Source organism: Croceicoccus sp. BE223 (assembly GCF_031457155.1).
Classification (GTDB): domain Bacteria; phylum Pseudomonadota; class Alphaproteobacteria; order Sphingomonadales; family Sphingomonadaceae; genus Croceicoccus.
Genome location: NZ_JAVDWB010000006.1, coordinates 130,215 through 147,916, shown reverse-complemented (window position 1 = coordinate 147,916; position 17,702 = coordinate 130,215). Strand labels below are relative to the sequence as shown.

The following is a 17,702-nucleotide window of genomic DNA, read 5'->3' as shown; positions in this document are numbered from 1 at the left end:
AAGATGCAGACCGTCCCCGTCCCGTCACTCCAGTCCATTTTCAAGCCTGTCCGCCATCCGGCCCTTCTGAGGAAGACCCCGCGTCGCCCGATCTTCGGTCGTCGCCGGGCTGCCGCGCCTGCCATGGAAGCGGTGGAAGAGCAGGGCGAATGGATCATCAGCTACAGGGACATCCGCCAGTTCCTGATGGCCTATACCGCCTGTTTCGTGGTGGTCATGGGAATGATCATCTGAGCCGTCATTCGGCGGGGACGAGTTCGAGCTCGGCCCGGTAGAGGATCCAGCCCAGCCACGCCGATCCCACGCACATCGCCGCCGCCAGCAGCAACTGGTCGACGATCGAGACGCCGAGATGGGTGAGGCCGATGGCGAGCAGGGCACCACCCGCCATCGACGCGGAATTGACGATGTTGTTGGCCGCGACCGTCCGTGCCGTCTGCGACTTGTCGACGACCGTCGTCAGAAAGGCATAGAGCGGTACGACGAACATGCCCCCCGCGATCGCGATGCCGAGCAGGCAGAGCAGCAACGGGATGGCCAGCGGCAACCGCACGAATTCGCTGATCGAATAGAGCCCCTCATGCGGCGGCCACGCCTTGCAGACGAGGTGGAAGGCGACGATGAACAGCCCCATGACGACCACGGAGACCGGTCCGTAACGCGCCGAAACTTCGTTCTTCAGCATCGCGTTGATCGACATCGAGCCGATCGCCACGCCGATCGAGAAGACGACGAGGAACAGGCTCGCCACCGCCTTGTCCGCGGTGAGCACGTTCTTGGCCAGCGGCGGGAATTCGATGAAGAGGATCGCCCCCATCGTCCAGAAGAAGCTGATCGCGAGAATGGCGTAGAAGACCCGCTTGTCGTTCATCGTCTGGCGCACCACGCTGATCGAGGAACGGACGATATGGAAGTCGATCTTCTCGCCCACCGCCTGCGCCGGGGCGGGGGGAACCTGACGGCCCATGAAATAGCCGAGCACCGCTGTCACCATGACGATGGCCGCGGCCACCTCTACCGAGATGAATCCGGCCAGGATCGTGCCGGCGAGAATCGCGAGATATGTCCCCGCCTCGACCAGGCCGGTTCCGGCGAGCACTTCGTCCTTTTTCAGGTGTTGCGGCAGAATCGCGTACTTGATCGGCCCGAAGAACGTGGAGTGCGCGCCCAGGCCCGTCAGCGCCAGCAGCATCAGGGGGATGGCCAGCGCGGTTACCATGATTCCCTGCCACGCCAGCAGCAGACCGACTGCGCCGACCGCCATGATGCCAATTTCGGCCAGCTTCACGATCCGCACGATCGCCGCCTTGTCGCGCATGTCGGCGAGCTGGCCTGACAGCGCGGAGAGCAGGACATAGGGGATGGTGAACAGGCCCGAAGCAATCGCCGAGAATTTGGCCTCCTCCGCGGTCGAGGAATAGACCGAGTAGACCACGAACAGGACCATCGCGTTCTTGTAGAGATTGTCGTTGAACGCCCCCAGCATCTGCGTCGCGAAGATCGGCAGGAAGCGTTGACGCGCGAGGAGGTGAGTGGTGGTGCTCATGCCGGGATTTCGCGCACGTCCTTAAAGTCCCCAGCTTTTCGCACAAGCCCCGAGCTTACTTTTGTGCAGAGCCGTTGCGCCGAGCGGCGCGCTGCGTCACAAGGCGGGCGGACATGCTGACCCTGCCCAACATCCTTACCCTTTCGCGGATTTTCGCCGTGCCCCTGCTGGTGGCGCTGCTGTGGTGGCCCGAATGGCGGCTGGGCCACGGCATCGCCTACGTGATCTACTGCATCGCGGGCATCACCGATTATTTCGACGGCATGCTCGCGCGGTCGAGCGGGCGGGTCAGCCGGCTGGGCATCTTCCTCGATCCGATAGCTGACAAGATCATGGTCGCCGCCGTGATCCTCGTCCTTGTCCATACCGGCATCATCACGTCGATCCACGTTCTCGCCGCCCTTGTCATCCTGCTCAGGGAGATAATGGTTTCCGGCCTCAGGGAGTTCCTCGCCGGGGTCCAGGTTTCGGTTCCGGTCTCGCGGCTGGCGAAATGGAAGACGACGTTCCAGATGGTTTCGCTCGGCGCGCTGATCCTCGTCGGCGCGTTTCCGGGGGTCGAGTTCGTTTATTGGGCAGGGATCGGCTCGCTCTGGGCGGCGGCGGTGCTGACGGTTCTGACCGGGTGGGATTACCTGCGCATCGGCCTTCGCCACATGGATTGACCCTTGAACGGGGGGCGACATGGCCGGTGCGCGATTTTGTTCGCCACGCTGCTTCTGGCCGCCTGTTCCCAGCCGCCGCGCGACGCGGTCGTGCCGGAACCCAGGCAATATATCCTCGACGAGGTGTCGACCGACGCGCGCGGCATCCGCAAAGTCGCGACCTTCGACGCACAGGTTCTCGTCCTGTCGCTCCACTCCTATGGCGGGGTGATGGGCGACCGGTTCTCGGCCTATGCCCCGCTTGACCTCGCGGTGGCATGGGGCGACGCGGCGAGGGCCGATGTCCATTCGCAAGTCTCGATCAGCCAGTCGGGACGCTTCTACCATTGGCGCGCAGGGCCGGAGGCCTGGCAGGATCCGCGCGTGCGTGATTTCGGCCGCCATTCCGCCAACTGGCATCTCGTGCCCGCCAACGACGACATCGCCGCCGAACTGAAGGCGATCCGCCGCAACGACGTCGTGCGCATCACCGGGCACCTCGTCGACATCGACGCGCCGGACGGCACTCGCTACCGGACTTCCCGCACCCGCGGCGACCAGGGCGCGGGGGCCTGCGAGATCATCCTGGTGTCGGATATCGGGCCGGTGGCCTGAGCATGGCGGGCCGCGCCCTTTCGCGATGCACCGCGGGGTTGGCGGGTCGGTGCGCAACGCGCTAGACTGCGATGTCTCGCGCAGTTCATGGGGGTAGCGGGGATGAGCCGATTGCACGTGCACAACGAGGCGCATGCGACCAGCCGCATCGGTTGGCTGCGCGCCGCGGTGATGGGCGCCAACGACGGCATCGTGTCCACGGCCAGCCTGATCGTCGGTGTCGCCGCGGCGGAATCGAGCAAGAGCGGTATCCTCGTTGCCGGTGTCGCCGCGCTGATCGCAGGCGCCATGTCGATGGCCGCGGGCGAATATGTCTCCGTCAGTTCGCAATCGGATACCGAGAATGCCGATCTATCGCGCGAACGGCGCGAGCTGGCCGAGCAGCCGGATGCCGAACTGGACGAGCTGACCCGCACTTACGTCGAGCGAGGTGTTGCCGAGGACCTGGCGAGGACCGTAGCGAAACAGATGACCGAGCACGACGCGCTCGGCACCCACGCACGCGACGAGCTCGGGATATCCGAGATCACCACCGCCAGGCCGTTGCAGGCGGCGGCGGCATCGGCCTTGACCTTCACCATCGGTGCCGCAGCGCCCCTGCTCGTCGTGCCGGTCGCGCCGGCCTCGATGCTGATTCCGGCGGTCGCGGTAGTCTCGATCGTCTGCCTCGCAGTGCTCGGTGCGCTCGGCGCGAAGGCGGGCGGCGCTCCCCTGATGCCTGCGGTTGTGCGCGTCAGCGTGTGGGGCGCGATCGCGATGGGGGTGACCGCCGCCGTGGGCAGCGCCTTTGGCGCGGTCGTCGGATAGGGCGACCCCGACAATTCGCGGGCTGCAAATGAAAAGGAGCGCCGCAGTGGGCGCCCCTTCTTGTTCAGGCTGGCCGTAAGGCTCAGAGCTGGCCGAGCATGTGCTCCGCGCTCGACACCTCGAAGCTGCCTGGCGCCTCGACGTTGAGCTGCACGACCTTGCCGTCATCGACCACTGCCGACCAGCGCTGGCCGCGCTGGCCCAGGCCGAAGCCCGAACCGTCCATTTCGAGGCCGAGCGCCTTGGCCAAGTCGCCATTGCCGTCGGCCAGCATGGTGACCGCGTCCGAACCGTCGCGTTCCTTCCACGCTTGCATGACGAAGGGATCGTTGACCGCGGTGCAGGCGATCTCGTCGATGCCCTTCGCCTTCAATTCGTCGGCCTTCTCGACGAAGCCCGGCAGGTGCTTGGCCGAACAGGTGGGGGTGAAGGCTCCCGGCACCGAGAACAGCGCCACCTTCTTGCCCTTGAAATAGTCGCCCGACTGGACCTTCTCCGGCCCCTCGCTCGTCGCCTTGACCAGCGTCACGTCGGGAAGCGTGTCTCCCACCTCGATCGTCATCTTGAAATCCTTTCAGCAAGAAATGCGTCCTCGCGCCGGTGACATAGGAACCGGGCGATGGGCTGCAAGTGCGAAGGCGGCGAAACGGGGTTAATTCCGTTTTACTTCGCAGATTTAAGTTTCGGTAAAACTTTTGCGCGATTCTCCGGGCTGAGAGATCAGGCCCGGCGATCCTGCCCGGCCAAATCCGGGGAGCATCGTGATGGGGACGTTCGGAAAATTCTTCGCCGCCGCGGCAACGGCCGCCATGGTGCTGGGGGCGGCGGTACCGGCACAGGCGAACACGGGGAATGCGGAAAAGCTGCGCAAGCTGGACATCATGCTGATGGTGACGTCGCTGCGCTGTCGCCATGGGTCGAGCAACTTCCAGCGCGATTACGACAAGTTCGCGGTGAAGCACAACGTCGCCATGCAGGGCGCGGCCAAGACGCTTCAGGCGTCCTACGGCGGCAAGCTCGGTGCCAAGGGGGCGATGCGCAAGCTGGACACGCTGAGTGTCGGCATGGCCAATCAGTACGGGCAGGGCCATCCCTGGCTGGACTGTGCCGAGTTGAAGGAAGTCACCCAGAACCTCGCCTCCGAGAAGGACAGCAGCCGGCTCCTAGCGGCGGCTGACGAGCTTCTGGCCGGCAGCCGCCCGGCCAAGTTCGCGATGAAGCGCTGATCGACGGGTTCGACCGGGGGCCGATCCCGGGCGGCACCGTGCGCGGGCATGGTGCCAAAACGCACAGTGCCACCGTGACGGAACGGGTGGGCGGGGCGGATATAAAGATATCTTTATATTTGCCCTGCGAACGGAGAGCGGGTAGAGGCCGGGCAGGACCGGGCCTTTGCCCGCTTTTCGCATTTGTCGCGGGCCCGACGCGCCCAACCATGGACTTCAGGAGCATTCCCTTGGCCACCGCCGCTATCGAGAACGACTACGTCATCGCCGACATCGCCCTTGCCGATTATGGCCGCAAGGAAATCGCGATCGCCGAGACCGAGATGCCCGGCCTCATGGCCCTGCGCGAGGAATACGGCGCGTCGCAGCCGCTGAAGGGCGCGCGGATTACCGGGTCGCTGCACATGACGATCCAGACCGCGGTGCTCATCGAAACCCTGGTCGCGCTGGGCGCCGAAGTGCGCTGGGCGACCTGCAACATCTTCTCGACGCAGGACCACGCCGCCGCCGCCATCGCCGCGCGGGGCATCCCGGTCTTTGCCATCAAGGGCGAGAGCCTCGCCGATTACTGGGACTACGTGGGCCGGATCTTCGACTGGGGCGACGACACGACCGCCAACATGATCCTCGACGACGGCGGCGACGCGACGATGTTCGCGCTGTGGGGCGCGCGGATCGAGGCGGGCGACGACCTGCCCGAACCCGGCAACGCAGAGGAGATCGAGTTCCAGCGCGCGCTCAAGGCCTTCGTCAAGGCGCGGCCGGGCTATCTGACGAAATCGGTCGAGAACATCCGCGGCGTCTCGGAAGAGACCACCACCGGCGTCCACCGCCTGTATCACATCGCCAAGAACGGCAAGCTGCCGTTCCCCGCGATCAATGTGAACGATTCGGTCACCAAGTCGAAGTTCGACAACCTCTACGGCTGCAAGGAATCGCTGGTCGATGCGATCCGCCGCGCGACCGACGTGATGCTGGCCGGCAAGGTCGCGTGCGTCGCGGGTTTCGGCGATGTCGGCAAGGGCAGCGCCGATTCGCTGCGCAACGGCGGCGCGCGCGTGATGGTCACCGAAATCGACCCGATCTGCGCGCTGCAGGCGGCCATGGAGGGCTATGAAGTCGTCACGATGGAAGAGGCCGTCGAACGCTGCGACATCTTCGTCACCGCCACCGGCAACGAAGGCGTCATCACTGGCGAGCACATGAAGGCGATGAAGAACATGGCCATCGTGTGCAACATCGGCCACTTCGATTCCGAGATCCAGATCAGCGCACTCGACAACTATGCCTGGGACGAAGTGAAGCCGGGCACCGATCTTGTCACCATGCCCGACGGCAAGCAGATCATCGTGCTGGCCAAGGGCCGGCTGGTGAACCTCGGCTGCGCCACCGGCCACCCCAGCTTCGTCATGTCGTCCAGCTTTACCAACCAGGTGCTGGCGCAGATCGAACTCTTTACCAAGGGCGAGCAGTACGACAACTCGGTCCACATCCTGCCCAAGCACCTCGACGAGAAGGTCGCGGCGCTGCACCTCGACAAGCTGGGCGTGAAGCTGACGAAGCTGTCGCAGCGGCAGGCCGACTACATCGGCGTGCCAGTCGAAGGGCCGTTCAAGCCCGAACATTATCGCTACTGATCCGGCGCTACTGACATCGCCGTAAACCCGCGGTGCCGACAGGTTTTTTTGACCCGGTCGGCCCCGCGGGGTTGTCGCCGAGGGGGCAAGGGCGGCATAGCCTTCGCCCATGGGACCGTGGTGGGGTGAAGAGTCGGTAACGGTCGGCATGCCGGCGCTGGTGCTGCTGGGCCTGCTGCTGGCGTGCTGGACCGCCGCGGCGGCGTGGACCCTCTTCGTCGCCCGACGCCGCAACCTCACCTCGCGCCGCGACCGGCTGCGCCTCCTGCGCATGGTCCGCATGATGGACGAGGCGCCCGCCTTGCCGCTGCTGGTGCGCGGCGATGGCCGGATCGAGGCTTCGGAAAGGGTCGCCGCCTGGTTCGGGCTGGCCGCGCCGCCGCGGACCATCCACGACCTTGCCGGAACCGGCGAACGCGGCGTTCCGGCCGAAGAGATCGAGCATCTGTGGCAGCAGTGCCGCCGCACGCTCAACTCCGCCGCGCCTTTCCGCCTGACCCTTCATCCGCACGGCCCCGGCCAGGCGCTGGCCATCAGCGGGCACCTGGCCGATCCGCAGATCTCGCGCGGCGGCGCCGTGCTTGCCTGGGTGGTCGATGCCAGCGACGCGGCGAGCGAGATTGCCCGCCTGACCCGCGCTGCGGAAACCGCCCGCGCCGATTTCGCCGCACTCGTCGGGCTGATCGAGGCGGCGCCCATGCCGATGTGGTTTCGCGGCCCCGATGCGCGCTTGCGGCTGGTCAACAGCGCCTATGTCGCGGCCGTCGGCGCCGAACATGCCGAAGACGTGGTGGCGGCCAATATCGAACTGGTCGAACCGGTCGACGGGGTCAGCCCGGCCGAGACCGCGCTGCAGGCCCGCGACAGCGGCCATGCGATCGAGCGCAACGTCATGGTCACCATCGACGGGGAACGCCGCGCCTTTCGCGTCAGCGACCTGCCGGTCGGCAACGAGGGCATCGCCGGCTATGCCATCGACGTCGAGAACCTGGAGCAGTTGAGCCGTGAATACCGCGCCTTCCGCGCCGCCCAGCGCGCCCTGCTCGACCAGATGTCGTCGGGCGTCGCGCAGTTCGACGATCAGCGGAACCTGATCTTCGTCAACCTGCCGATGCAGCGGCTTTTCCGCCTCCCTGCCAATATCGGCCAGGAATCGCTGCCGCTGGGCGATCTCCTCAACATGATGCGCAATGCCGGCCGCCTGCCCGAAGCGCGCGACTTCCCGGCATGGCGGCGGGAGAAGGAGGCGTGGTTCACCGCGTCCGAGGCCGCGAACGAGGAATGGGTCCTGCCCGACGGCACCCACTTGCGCATCGTCGCCCAGCCGATGCCCGACGGCGGCCTGATGATGATCGTCGAGGACCGGACCGAACAGCTGCAACTCGCCAGCGCGCGCGACACCCTCTTGCGGGTGCGTACTGCGACGCTCGATTCGCTGTTCGAAGGCCTGCTGGTGCTGGCGCCCGACGGGCGGCTGCAGCTGTGGAACCGGCGTTTCGCGGCGGAGTGGTCGCTCTCGGAAGAGTTTCTCGGCAGCCACCCGCATATCGAGGCGCTGCTCGAAGCGCTGCGGCCGCAACTGGCCAGCCCCGGCGATGCGCGCCGCATCGGCATGGTGATCGAGGCTGCGACCCTGCGCCGCGAACAGACCGGCGGGCGCGTCACGCTGGCCGACGGACGCACGCTGGCGCTGATGGGCATGCCGCTGCCCGACGGCAACGGGATGCTCACCAGCCTCGACATCACCGACAGCCAAAAGGCGGAAGCCGCCCTGCTCGAACGCAACCAGGCCCTGATCGAGGCGGACGCGGTCAAGACGCGCTTCCTTGCCAACATGAGCTATGAATTCCGCACGCCGCTCACCTCGATCACCGGCTTTGCCGAAATGCTGCGCGACGGCGTGGCGGGCGAGCTTTCGGAAACCGCGCGCGATTACATCGCCGCGATCCTCGATTCCACTGCGCGGCTGTCGGACCAGATCGAATCGGTGCTGGACCTGACGCAAAGCGAGGCCGGCCTATTGCCGCTGGCGCAGGAGACGATCGAGCTGATGCCGCTGGTGACGCGGCTCGTCCATGACCGGTCGCAGGCGATCGAGGAGGGCGGGCTGACGCTGAACCTGCGCGGCGACCGCAGTTCGGGCACGGTCACCGGCGATCCCCGCCGGCTCGCCCGCGCCATCGGCAACGTGATCGACAACGCGGTGGCCAGCAGTGCGCCGGGCGCGCGCATCAACGTCGACCTGCGCCGCCGCCGCGACGGCGCGCATATCCTCATCCATTACCAGCCGGGTGCCGAAGGGGTGGGGGCCGAACTCGCCCGCCAGAACGCCGGGCTGGGCCTGCCGCTGTCGCGCGAGCTGATCGAGGCGCATGGCGGCGCCCTCGAATTCTCGCAACACGCCAACGGCGGGGTAACCGCCACCATACGCCTGCCATGAGCGAACCGCGCGAGATCGCCCTGCCCGACATGGCCGCGACCGAGGCGCTGGGCCGCGGCATCGCCGACCGCCTGCGGCCGGGCGACGTGGTTGCGCTGACGGGCGGGCTGGGGGCGGGCAAAACCACGCTGGCCCGCGCCATCGTCGCCGCGCTGGGGCACGAGGGGGAGGTGCCGTCGCCGACTTTCGCGATCATCCAGACCTACGATCCGCCCGGCGTTCGCCTGCCGCTCGTCCATGCCGATTTCTATCGGCTGGAGCATCCCGAAGAGGCGCTCGAACTGGGGCTCGACGACTATCGCCACGGCGCGGCGCTGATCGCGGAATGGCCCGACAGGGCGGGCGGCTTCGTGCACGAGGCGGATTGCCTGTCGATCCGGCTGGAAACCGCGCCCAATTCACCGGAAATCGGGCGGCTGGCGATTGTCGAGCCGGGGGAAGGTTGGCTAGACCGCCTGCCATGACGACGACCGCAACCAACGAGACCGCACCGCCGCACGCCCGACCCTTCCTGGCCGACGCCGGCTGGGGCGAGGCGCGGATCGAGCCGCTGGCGGGGGATGCCTCGTTCCGGCGCTATTTCCGGGTGGTGCGAGCCGACGGGACGAGCGCCATGCTGATGGACGCGCCGCCGCCGAACGAGGATCCGCGCCCTTTCCTCGCCGCCGCGCACTACCTGCTCGATCACGGTTTCCGCGCACCGGGCATACTCGCCGAGGATGCCGCGCAGGGTCTCGTCCTGCTCGAGGATTTCGGCCATCGCCGGATGCGCGACCATCTCGACACCGCGCCCGATGACGAGGCGCCGGTCTATCGCGATGCCGTATCGGTGCTGGCGAACCTTCACCGTGCGCCGGCCGGCCCGTTCCGGCCCTATGACCTCAACGAATACCTGCGCGAAGCCAAGCTGCTGACCGAATGGTTCTGCGTCGCCCATGGCCTGGCGGTGGACGACGACGGCTACGAGGCGGCGTGGCGCGAAGTGATGGAGCCGGTGCTGGGGGCGCAGGCACGGCATCCGGGCGGCGGCGTCACCGTGCTGCGCGACTATCATGCCGAGAACATCATGTTGCTGTCGCCCGATGAAGACGGGTTCGAGGCGTTCGGGCAAGGGCTGCTCGATTTCCAGGACGCGCTGGTCGGGCATCCGGCCTACGATCTCGTCTCGCTGCTTCAGGATGCGCGGCGCGACGTCGATCCCGCGCTGGAGCAGGACATGCTGCGCCACTACCTGCCCCACGTCGACGACGAGGCCGCGTTTCTCGCCGATTATGCCCGGCTCGGCGCACAGCGCAATGCCAAGATCGTCGGCATCTTCGTGCGCCTGTCGCGCCGCGACGGCAAGGACCGCTACCTCGACCTGATCCCGCGGGTGTGGGACCTGATGGAGCGCGATCTCGCCCATCCGGCACTGGCCCCGGTGGCACGCTGGATGGACGCCAACATTCCCGGCGAATTGCGTGCCGCGCGCGGGGCGACCGCCGCATGAGCAGGCTGGGCGACGAAGCGCTGGCCAGCAACGTTGCCATGGTCATGGCGGCGGGTCTCGGCAAGCGGATGCGCCCGCTGACCGTCAGCCGTCCCAAGCCGATGGTGAAGGTCTGCGGCAAGCCGCTGCTCGACCATGCGCTGGACCGGCTGGCCGCGGCGGGCGTGGGCAAGGCAGTGGTTAACGTCCATTATCTGGCCGACGCGATCGAGGCGCACGTCAAGCCGCGCACCGCGCCGCAGGTAATCGTCAGCGACGAGCGCGAAGAGCTGCTGGAAACCGGCGGCGGGCTGGTCAAGGCGCGCAAACTTCTGGGCGACACGTTCTTCTGCCTCAATTCCGATGCGATGTGGCTGGACGGCCCGCGCGACGTGTTCCGCCAGCTTTCCGCGGCCTGGGACCCGGAGCGGATGGATGCGCTCTTGCTTCTCGTGCCCCATCCCCGCGCGCACAACTATCGCGGCAAGGGCGACTTCCACCTCGATCCGCTGGGCCGAGTCAGCCGCCGCCGTTCGGGCCGCATCGCGCCCTTCGTCTTCAGCGGCATTCAGCTCTGCTCCTCGCGCCTGCTGCGCGATCCGCCGGCGGAGGCCAAGTTCAGCACCAACGTCTTCTGGAACCGGGCGATCGAGGAGGGCCGGCTTTACGGCACGATCCACGCCGGAGAATGGATCGAGATCGGCCAGCCCGAACACATCGCGCCTGCGGAGGAGCTTTTCGCGCGTGTCTGACGGCACGCGGCTCTCCCTCTATTCGATCGCGGCGCACCGGGGATTTGCCGACGCGCTCGTCGCCGGGCTGATCCCCCGGTATGCGGAGGATCGCTTCGGGCTTGCGCGGTTGACGCTCCTGTTGCCCAGCCGCCGCGCGGTCCGCACCGTGACAGAGGCTTTCGTGCGCCTGTCGGGTGCCGGATTGATGCTGCCGCGCATGGCGGTGATCGGCGACATCGACCTCGACGAAACGCTCGGCCCGCTGCTCGATCCCATCGGCGAGGGGGCGGACATCCCGCCCGCGGCGGACCCGACCCGGCGCTGGCTGGCGCTCGCCGCGATGCTGGCGCGGGCGATGGAGGCCGAGGGCCTGCGCGTGCCGGGCCGCGCCGCGCTGCTGCGCCAGGCGCGCGAGATCGCCCGCACGATGGACCGGCTCCTGGTAGAGGACATCGACCCCGACGACCTGATGCGCGAGCGAGTCATCGGCATCGTCGGCGACCTGTCGGCGCACTGGGAAAAGAACCTGCGGCTGTTCATGCTGGTCCAGCGGATGTGGCTGGCCGAATTGGCCGACAGGGGCGAAATCGACGCGCCGGCGCGGCGCAACGCCTTGTTCGACCACGCGGCGCGGCGCTGGCGCGAGAGCCCGCCCGCCCAACCGGTGGTGGCCGCTGGCGTCACGTCGGCCAGCCCCGCCATCGCGCGGCTGCTGCGGGTGATTGCGGGCCTGCCGAACGGCGCGGTGATCCTGCCTGATCTCGACCTCGCGATGGAGGACGAGGTCTGGGATGCTCTCGGCTCTGCGGGGTACGACGAGGATCCCGATGCGCCGCCGCTGGGCCCCGGCGACGCGGTGACGCATCCGCAGTATCACCTGAAGCTGCTGCTCAACCGGATGGGCGTGAACCGGGGCGAGGTACGGCCCTGGCATCGCCGGGGCCTTGGCGCCGCGCCGCCCGAGCGCAGCAAGGCGATATCGAACCTGTTCCTGCCGCCCGAACAGAGCGCGAGCTGGGTCGAACTGCCGCCGCACCGGCGCAAGCTGGCGGGGGTGCGGATCATGGAAACCGCGCATCCCGAAGAGGAGGCACAGGCTATCGCCGTGCTGATCCGCGAGGCGCTGGAAGTGCCCGGACGCCGCATCGCGCTGATCACGCCGGACCGGGGCCTTGCCGGACGGGTCATCGCCCATCTCAAGGCATGGGACGTCAATGCCGACGATTCGGCGGGCACGCCGCTGCCGCAGACGGTCGCGGGCCGCATGTTCCTGCTGCTGGCCGAAGTGCTGGGCACCCGCGCCGCGCCGATCCCGTTCCTCGCCGCCATCGCCCATCCGCTGGCGGGGGCTGGCGAGCGGCGTGCGAAATGGCTGGAGCAGGTCCGCAAGCTGGATCTGGCGCTGCGCGGCCCGCGCCTCGACGCTGGGATCGAACCCCTGGCGCGCGTCGCCACGGAACGGGCGCGCAAGCGGGACGACCGCGCGATGGCGCTGTGGTGGCAGGAAGTGGAAACCGCCTTGGCGCCGCTGGCTGGGCTGGCCGAGGCAGAGAGCGTGGAGCTGGCGGCGCTCCTCGATGCGCTGGTCGCGGCGGGAGAGGCGCTGTGCGGCACCGCGCTCTGGGCAGAGGCCGACGGGCGCATGCTGGCGAGCTTTGTCGAGGACTTGCGCGAAGCGGCGCAGCGCGAGGCGGCCTTGGGCGAAGCGACGCTGCTCGAGCTTGCCGAAGTGCCCGCGATGCTGCGCGATGCGATGGACCAGCAATCGGTCCGCCCGCCGTGGGGCGGTCATCCGCGCATCGCCATCTACGGCCTGATCGAGGCGCGGATGAGCCGCGCCGATCTCGTCATCTGCGGCGGGTTGACCGAAGGTTCGTGGCCCGCGCCGCCATCCACCGATCCGCTCGTCGCCCCCGCCGTGCTGCGCGCGCTGGGCGTGCCCGGCGGCGATTTCCGCATCGGTCTCTCGGCGCACGACCTTGCCGCCGCGCTCGGCGCGCCGGACGTGGTGCTGAGTCACGCGCGGCGCGATGCGGCAGGGCCGGTCATCGCCAGCCGGTTCCTCCTTCGCGTGCGCGCCATGCTGGGCGACCAGTTCGACAGCCACCGCGAGACAGAGGCGCCCAAGCTTGCTGCCGCGATGAACGAGGCCGCCCCCGCGCCTCCCTATCCGCAGCCGAAACCGATGCCCAGCGCAGAGCAGCGCAAGGTCGACATCAGCGCCACCGCGCTCGACCGGCTGCGTTCGGACCCTTACCAGTTCTATGCCAGCCACATTCTGCGCCTGCGCGCGCTCGACGCCATCGACGAGGAGCCGACGCCCGCGTGGAAGGGCACGACGGTCCACGCCATCCTCCAGGAATGGAACGAGAAATACGACTGCGCGCCCGGCACCCTGCAGCCGCTGGCGGCGGGGATGCTGTCCGACCTGTCGGGTCACCCGTTCATGCGCGGGCTGTGGCAGCCGCGGCTGATGGCGGCGCTGCGCTGGGTCGAGGCGGAGCAGGCCGCGCTGGCGGCGGAGGGGCGCGAAGTGCTGCTGGTCGAGAAGTCGGGATCGATGGTTTTCGACGGGGTGACCGTCACCGCCAAGGCCGACCGCATCGATCGCCTGCCCGACGGGACGCTCGCCATCGTCGATTACAAGACCGGCAGCCCGCCCAGCGCGAGGATAGTGGAAGAGGGCTTCACGCTGCAGCTCGGCACCACCGGACTGATCGCGGATCACGGCGGGTTCGAGGGCGTGTCCGGCAACCCGACGCGGTTCGAATACTGGTCGCTGGCCCGCAATCCGCGCGGGACCGAGGACATGCCCTTCGGCCATCGCAGCGAACCGATCAAGGAGGGCCGCAAGACCAGCGGCCTGACGCGCGAGGATTTCCTGCCCGACAGCGCGGTCTTCCTCGCCGATGCCATCGACAAGTGGATCCTCGGCAGCGCGCCGTTCACCGCCCGGCTCAATCCCGATCTGGGCGGCTACAACGATTACGACCAGTTGATGCGGCTGGACGAATGGCAGGGCCGTTCGGAAGAGACCGCAGATCAAGGGGTCGGCGGATGAGCGCGAAAGTCTATCCGCTCAAGGACCGCCAGGCCGATGCCGTCGATCCGCGCGACACCGTGTGGCTTTCGGCAAGTGCCGGCACCGGCAAGACGCAGGTTCTGTCGGCCCGCGTGCTGCGCCTGCTCCTGCCTCCGGAGATCGAGCCATCGCAGATCCTGTGCCTGACCTTCACCAAGGCGGGCGCGGCGGAAATGGCGACGCGGGTCAACGACGTGCTGGCGGGCTGGGTCCGCGCGGACGACGTGACATTGGCGCAGGACCTGATCGCCATCGGCGCGGATCACGGCCCCGACACGGTCGCTCGCGCCCGCACGCGCTTTGCCGCGGTGCTCGACTGCCCCGGCGGCGGGCTGCGCATCGAGACGATCCACGCCTTCTCGCAATGGCTGCTTTCCGCCTTTCCGCTGGAGGCGGGGCTGGTGCCGGGTACGCGCCCGATGGAGGATCGCGACCGCGAGATCCTGCTGCGCGAGACGCTTTCGGCCATGCTGCTCGATGCCGAGGCGAGCGGCGATACCGCGCTGACCGACGCGCTCGCCATGCTTTCGCTGCGCACCGATCAGTCGGGTGTCGAGCGGTTCCTGATGGCCTGCGCCGACGCGCGGGCGGCGTGGGAAGGGCCGGGCGCCTGGCAGCCGCCACTGCTGCCGCGGGTGCACCGCCTGCTCGGTCTTGCGCCCGATCATTCGGACGATCACGTCCGCGCGCTGTGCGAAGATGCGGCGTTCGATGTCGCATCGCTGCGGCAGTGCATGGCCGCGCAACAGGCCTGGGGCACGGCGACGGCGGCGAAGTTCGTCGAGGTCGTGAGCCCCTGGCTCGCCGCCGACAGTGCGACGCGGCTTGCCATGCTCGACGAGGTGCGCGGCGCGGTCTTTACCCAGAAGGGCGACGTGAAATCGTTGAAGAGCGTCGAGAAGCTGCTGCCGGACTATGCCGAATACGCCGCGCGTGTCGGGCGTTGCCTCGATGAAGTGGAGTGCGCGCGCAACCTTGGCGAACTGGCGAAGTGGCTCGCCCCGGCGCTGACGCTGGGCCGCGCCTTCGCGCTGCGTTGGGCAGAGGCGAAGATGCGCGAAGGGCTGGTCGATTTCGACGACCAGATCGAGCAGGCCGCCCGGCTGCTCAAGCGATCCGACATGGCGGATTGGATCCGCTACAAGCTCGACCGCCGGTTCGACCACATCCTGATCGACGAGGCGCAGGACACCAACGCCGCGCAATGGGACGTGATCGATGCGCTGACCGAGGAGTTCTTCGCGGGCGAGGGCGCGCGCGGTGACCGGCTGCGCACGCTGTTCGTGGTGGGCGACTACAAGCAGGCGATCTTCCGTTTCCAGGGCACGAGCCCGGAAAATTTCGAGGCGGCGAAGCTGCGCGTTCGTCAGCGCATCGACGAGACGCGCGGCAACCTCGGCGAACTTCGCGGGGACGACGAGATCCGCCCGCTGCGCGAGTACGGCCTGGGGCGCAGCTACCGCACCGCGCAGCCGGTGCTAGATTTTGTCGATGCCGCGATCGATGCGATCGGCCCGGCAAACCTGGGTCTCAAGGATCCGCCCGAACCCCACGTCGGCGAGGACCGGCCCGGGCAGGTCGTGCTCTGGCGCGCGGTCGGGACCCTCTCCGATGACGAGGACGAGCCGGAGCCGGAGGACCAGCAGACCTGGCTGTCGCGCCCAGACCGGCGCGTCGCCGACAACATCGCCGAACAGGTCCGGCGCTGGATCGCCGGCGGCTTTCCGCTGGCGAAGGGCGGCGCGCGCAACGCGCAGGCGGGCGATGTCATGGTGCTGGTCAGGAAGCGCAAGGAACTGGCCGGGCTGATCGTCGCGAGGCTGCATGCCAAGGGCGTGCCGGTGGCGGGCGTGGACCGGCTGCGGCTTGGCGCGCCGCTGGCGGTGCGCGACCTGATGGCGGCGCTGCGTTTCGCCGCGCAGCCCTACGACGATCTCGCGCTCGCCTGCCTGCTGACCTCGCCGCTGCTGGGCTGGACGCAGGAAGACCTTCTCGAACATGGCTACCGGCCGAAGAACGTGCCGCTGTGGGACCACTTGCGCGCCGCGCTCGCCAACAAGCCGCGCGAGGCGGTGACTTCGCTGCTCGACCTGCTCTCCCGTACCGACTTCACCGCGCCGCAGGCGTTGCTGCACTGGATTCTCGTCGGCCCGTGGCGCGGGCGGCGCAAGCTTGTCGCGCGGCTGGGCCGGGAGGCGAACGACCCTATCGACGAACTGCTCAACGCCGCCCTCTCGTTCAGCGCGACCAACGTCCCCAGTCTTGCCGGTTTCATCCGCTGGTTCGACGTGGGCGACGGCGAACTGAAGCGCGAGGCGGAGCAGCAGGGAGGGCTGGTCCGGGTGATGACCGTGCACGGGTCGAAGGGGTTGCAGGCTCCCATCGTCATCCTGGCCGACGCAGCCGACGATCCCGACAGGAAGATGCCCGCCACGCTCGAACTGGAAGAGTCGGGCGATGCCGCGCTGGGCTTTGCGGCGCGCAGCCTGCCGATGCCGGGTCTGCGCAAGGGCGAGGTGCTGGGCCGACTGGCCGAGGCGCGCGAGGCCGCGAAGCGCGCCGACGACGAGGAGCACTGGCGCCTGCTCTACGTCGCGATGACGCGGGCGGAGGAGGCGCTGTTCATCGCCGGTGCCCTGCCGTCGCGCAAGACCGAGCCGCCGGAAAAGAGCTGGTACGCCGCGCTCGAGCCGCTGTTCGCCGATGACTGGGTGGAGAACCCGGTCTGGGGCGCGGCAAAGCGGCACGGCGTCGCAGCAGAGCCGCGGGCAGGGATGCCGAAGGGCGCGGCGCAGGTCGCGTTGCCGCTGGTACCGGCCTGGCTCAACCGCAGCGTGGGGTCGGAACCGCGCCCGCCGCGCCCGCTCGCGCCGTCCTCGCTGGGCGAGCACGAGGCGCCGGACCCGCCGTTGCCGCCGGGCGCCGGCATCGACGCGGCGCGCCGGGGTGTCCTGATCCATCGCCTCCTGGAACGATTGCCCGAACTGGCGCCAGACCGACGCGCGGCGGCCGCCGCGACGTGGCTGGCGCGGCAGGCCGCCGATCTCGACGCCGCGCTGCGCGAGGAAATGGCCGCCGCGGCATTGGCGACGCTGGCCGATCCGCGGTTTGCCGATGTTTTCGGGCCGGACGCCTTGGCCGAAGTGTCCGTGGCGGCTGTCGTCGGCGGGCAGGTCGTGGCGGGCACCATCGATCGGTTGTGTCTGCCCGCCGACACGAGCGCGCCAATCCGCATCGTCGATTTCAAGACCGCCCGCCGCCCGCCCGAAACGCTCGCCGCCGTGCCGGTCGCCTATGTCCGCCAGATGGCCGCCTATGCCTGCGCGCTGGAGGCGATCCATCCGGGCCGGGAAGTCGAGTGCGCCCTGCTCTATACCCATGCGCCGCGGCTGTTCGTCCTGCCCGAGGACCTGCTGGCGGCGGAGAAGGCCCGGTTACGGGGTGGTTAGAAAAGGTTCGCGCAAGCGGCGATTGCGCCGGGGCGTCATCGCCCTATCTAGGAC

General features: G+C 68.3%; 14 protein-coding genes. 12 read left to right on the top strand and 2 right to left on the bottom strand.

The genetic code is table 11. From position 1 onward, the window contains the following. The first annotated feature begins 3 nt into the window (after positions 1-3). Entirely contained in the window at positions 4-234 is a 231-nt protein-coding gene (locus tag J2X37_RS13055; RefSeq protein WP_310021983.1) for a hypothetical protein, read from the top strand. A gap of 4 nt (positions 235-238) precedes the next feature. Here J2X37_RS13055 and J2X37_RS13050 read toward each other — a convergent pair whose 3' ends face one another. Continuing rightward, positions 239-1,546: an MFS transporter gene (locus J2X37_RS13050; RefSeq protein WP_310021981.1), complete on the bottom strand. Its 1,308-nt coding sequence runs from the start codon at positions 1,544-1,546 to the stop codon at positions 239-241. Between the two features lie 113 nt (positions 1,547-1,659). Between J2X37_RS13050 and pgsA the strand changes: the two genes are divergently transcribed. The 3 genes from pgsA to J2X37_RS13035 all read left to right on the top strand — a co-directional run bounded on the left by pgsA (position 1,660) and on the right by J2X37_RS13035 (position 3,612). Continuing rightward, positions 1,660-2,211, top strand: coding sequence for a CDP-diacylglycerol--glycerol-3-phosphate 3-phosphatidyltransferase (pgsA, locus tag J2X37_RS13045; protein ID WP_310021979.1), 552 nt, complete (start codon positions 1,660-1,662; stop codon positions 2,209-2,211). 36 nt (positions 2,212-2,247) lie between these two features. Further along, entirely contained in the window at positions 2,248-2,805 is a 558-nt protein-coding gene (locus J2X37_RS13040; RefSeq protein WP_310021977.1) for a hypothetical protein, read from the top strand. Positions 2,806-2,907: 102 nt separating this feature from the next. Further along, positions 2,908-3,612, top strand: a complete 705-nt coding sequence (locus J2X37_RS13035; RefSeq protein WP_310021975.1) for a VIT family protein — start codon at positions 2,908-2,910, stop codon at positions 3,610-3,612. Between the two features lie 82 nt (positions 3,613-3,694). Here J2X37_RS13035 and J2X37_RS13030 read toward each other — a convergent pair whose 3' ends face one another. Next, positions 3,695-4,174 carry a peroxiredoxin gene (locus J2X37_RS13030; RefSeq protein WP_310021973.1) on the bottom strand — a complete coding sequence of 160 codons (480 nt, stop codon included), beginning with the start codon at positions 4,172-4,174 and terminating at the stop codon, positions 3,695-3,697. A gap of 202 nt (positions 4,175-4,376) precedes the next feature. On the opposite strand from J2X37_RS13030, the gene J2X37_RS13025 reads away from it, so the two are divergent. The 8 genes from J2X37_RS13025 to addA all read left to right on the top strand — a co-directional run bounded on the left by J2X37_RS13025 (position 4,377) and on the right by addA (position 17,648). After that, positions 4,377-4,838: an S-adenosyl-L-homocysteine hydrolase gene (locus J2X37_RS13025; protein WP_310021971.1), complete on the top strand. Its 462-nt coding sequence runs from the start codon at positions 4,377-4,379 to the stop codon at positions 4,836-4,838. A gap of 230 nt (positions 4,839-5,068) precedes the next feature. After that, entirely contained in the window at positions 5,069-6,475 is a 1,407-nt protein-coding gene (gene ahcY / locus J2X37_RS13020) for an adenosylhomocysteinase (RefSeq protein ID WP_404979622.1), read from the top strand. A 109-nt stretch (positions 6,476-6,584) separates the two neighbouring features. Beyond that, positions 6,585-8,915 carry a PAS-domain containing protein gene (locus J2X37_RS13015; protein ID WP_310021968.1) on the top strand — a complete coding sequence of 777 codons (2,331 nt, stop codon included), beginning with the start codon at positions 6,585-6,587 and terminating at the stop codon, positions 8,913-8,915. Beyond that, positions 8,912-9,379: a tRNA (adenosine(37)-N6)-threonylcarbamoyltransferase complex ATPase subunit type 1 TsaE gene (gene tsaE, locus J2X37_RS13010; protein WP_310021966.1), complete on the top strand. Its 468-nt coding sequence runs from the start codon at positions 8,912-8,914 to the stop codon at positions 9,377-9,379. Before J2X37_RS13015 ends, tsaE begins: the two co-directional genes overlap by 4 nt. Next, positions 9,376-10,404, top strand: coding sequence for a phosphotransferase (locus tag J2X37_RS13005; protein ID WP_310021964.1), 1,029 nt, complete (start codon positions 9,376-9,378; stop codon positions 10,402-10,404). Before tsaE ends, J2X37_RS13005 begins: the two co-directional genes overlap by 4 nt. Next, on the top strand, positions 10,401-11,135 hold the full coding sequence (locus J2X37_RS13000; protein WP_310021960.1) for a nucleotidyltransferase family protein: 735 nt from the start codon (positions 10,401-10,403) through the stop codon (positions 11,133-11,135). Before J2X37_RS13005 ends, J2X37_RS13000 begins: the two co-directional genes overlap by 4 nt. Continuing rightward, entirely contained in the window at positions 11,128-14,178 is a 3,051-nt protein-coding gene (gene addB, locus J2X37_RS12995) for a double-strand break repair protein AddB (RefSeq protein WP_310021958.1), read from the top strand. The genes J2X37_RS13000 and addB overlap by 8 nt, the downstream gene beginning before the upstream one ends. Next, positions 14,175-17,648 (top strand): double-strand break repair helicase AddA, encoded by a 3,474-nt coding sequence (gene addA, locus J2X37_RS12990; RefSeq protein ID WP_310021955.1) that lies wholly within the window; start codon positions 14,175-14,177, stop codon positions 17,646-17,648. Before addB ends, addA begins: the two co-directional genes overlap by 4 nt. Positions 17,649-17,702: the final 54 nt, after the last annotated feature.